General features: G+C 68.1%; 1 protein-coding gene and 1 pseudogene. Both read left to right on the plus strand.

The features are described 5' to 3' along the window. Positions 1 to 1,227 (plus strand): cytochrome c biogenesis protein ResB (locus ABZ070_RS37260; protein WP_356640631.1); only part of this gene is annotated, 1,227 nt, incomplete at its 5' end. After that, positions 1,224 to 1,581, plus strand: a pseudogene (locus tag ABZ070_RS37265) (hypothetical protein); the annotation flags it as partial. The gene ABZ070_RS37260 and the pseudogene ABZ070_RS37265, both read left to right, overlap by 4 nt.

Genomic DNA, 1,581 nt, shown 5'->3' on the forward strand with positions numbered 1-1,581 from the left:
GAGCGCCGTGAGGTACATGTCCATGGACAGCGGCGGCAGCGCGGTGAGGCGGCGCTCGCGATGCTGAAGAAGCGCCGCTTCCGCGCCCACGCGGCAAGCGACGCGGTTGCCGCGGAGAAGGGCTACCTGCGCGAGGCGGGCAATCTGGTCTTCCATGTGTCGCTGATCGTGATGCTGGTGGCGTTCGCCGCCGGCACGCTGTTCAAGTCCGAGGGCGGCAAGCTGATCGTCGAGGGCGACGGCTTCTCCAACACGCTCACCCAGTACGACGACTTCAAGTCCGGGTCGCTGTTCAGCGTCGACGAGCTCGCGCCGTTCAGCTTCAACCTGGACAGCTTCACCGGCACGTACGCGAAGAGCGGTCCGCAGCGCGGCACCCCCCGCACCTACGAGGCGGCGGTGACCTGGTCGAAGGGCAACGGGCCCGAACGCAAGTCGGTCATCGAGGTCAACAAGCCGCTCGAGATCGACGGCACCAAGGTCTACCTGCTGTCGCACGGCTACGCCCCCGTCGTCACCGTCCGCGACGGCAAGGGCAACGTCGTCAGCAGCGAGCCGGTGCCGCTGCTGCCGATCGACTCCAACGTCACCTCGACCGGTGCGATCAAGGTGATGGACGGCTACCGGGACAAGACCGGCAAGAAGAGCCAGCTCGGCTTCCAGGCCTTCTTCGTGCCGACGTTCGCGGGCGCGGGCCACGGCGACATGTTCTCCCAGTTCCCGGGGCTCGAGTACCCGGTGCTCGCGCTCACGGGCTATCACGGCAGCCTCGGCGTCGACGCCGGTCTGCCGCAGAACGTGTACCAGCTCGACACGAGCAAGATGACGCAGTTCAAGGGCCCGGACGGCGAGATCCTGAAGCAGCGTCTGCGGCCCGGCGAGACCATGAAGCTGCCCGACGGCGCCGGCTCCATCACCTTCGAGAAGGACGTCAGGGAGTGGGCGAGCTTCCAGATCTCGCAGCAGCCCGGCAACGGCTGGGCGCTTGCCGGCGCGATCGCGGCGATCACCGGTCTGGTCGGCTCGCTGTTCATCCAGCGCCGGCGCGTGTGGGTGCGGGCGGTGCGCGGTCAGGACGGTGTGACCGTCGTCGAGATGGCCGGTCTCGGCCGGGCCGAGTCGGCGAAGCTCCCGGAGGAGCTGGCCGAGCTCGCCCTGGCCCTCCACACACAGGCGCCGACCGCGTCTGAACCCGTAGAAGTTCCTGCCGAAGGGGCCAAGGAGTGACTCTCGCCGCCGCAACCAACGCGAACCTGGCGGAGATCAGCAACTACCTGATCTATTCGTCGATGGCCGTCTACACACTGGCCTTCTTCGCGCACATCGCCGAGTGGACGCTCGGCAGCCGCAGCAAGGTGGCCCGTACGGCCGCCGCGCTGACCGCCCCCGCACAGGACGCCACGGCCGATGGCCCGAAGATCCAGGTCAAGAAGGCCGGCGGCACCGCCGTCCTGGAGCGGCCGAAGATCGTCACGCGCGCCGTGCACGGCGGCCACGCTCATGGGTTCGCGGCGCCGGGTGAGGAAAAACTGGTCGGTGTAGCTGTGCTTGGTTACCAGCATGTCAGCGATCAGTCCGGCG

It is taken from the genome of Streptomyces sp. NPDC006283, assembly GCF_040613325.1.
Taxonomy (GTDB): Bacteria; Actinomycetota; Actinomycetes; order Streptomycetales; family Streptomycetaceae; genus Streptomyces.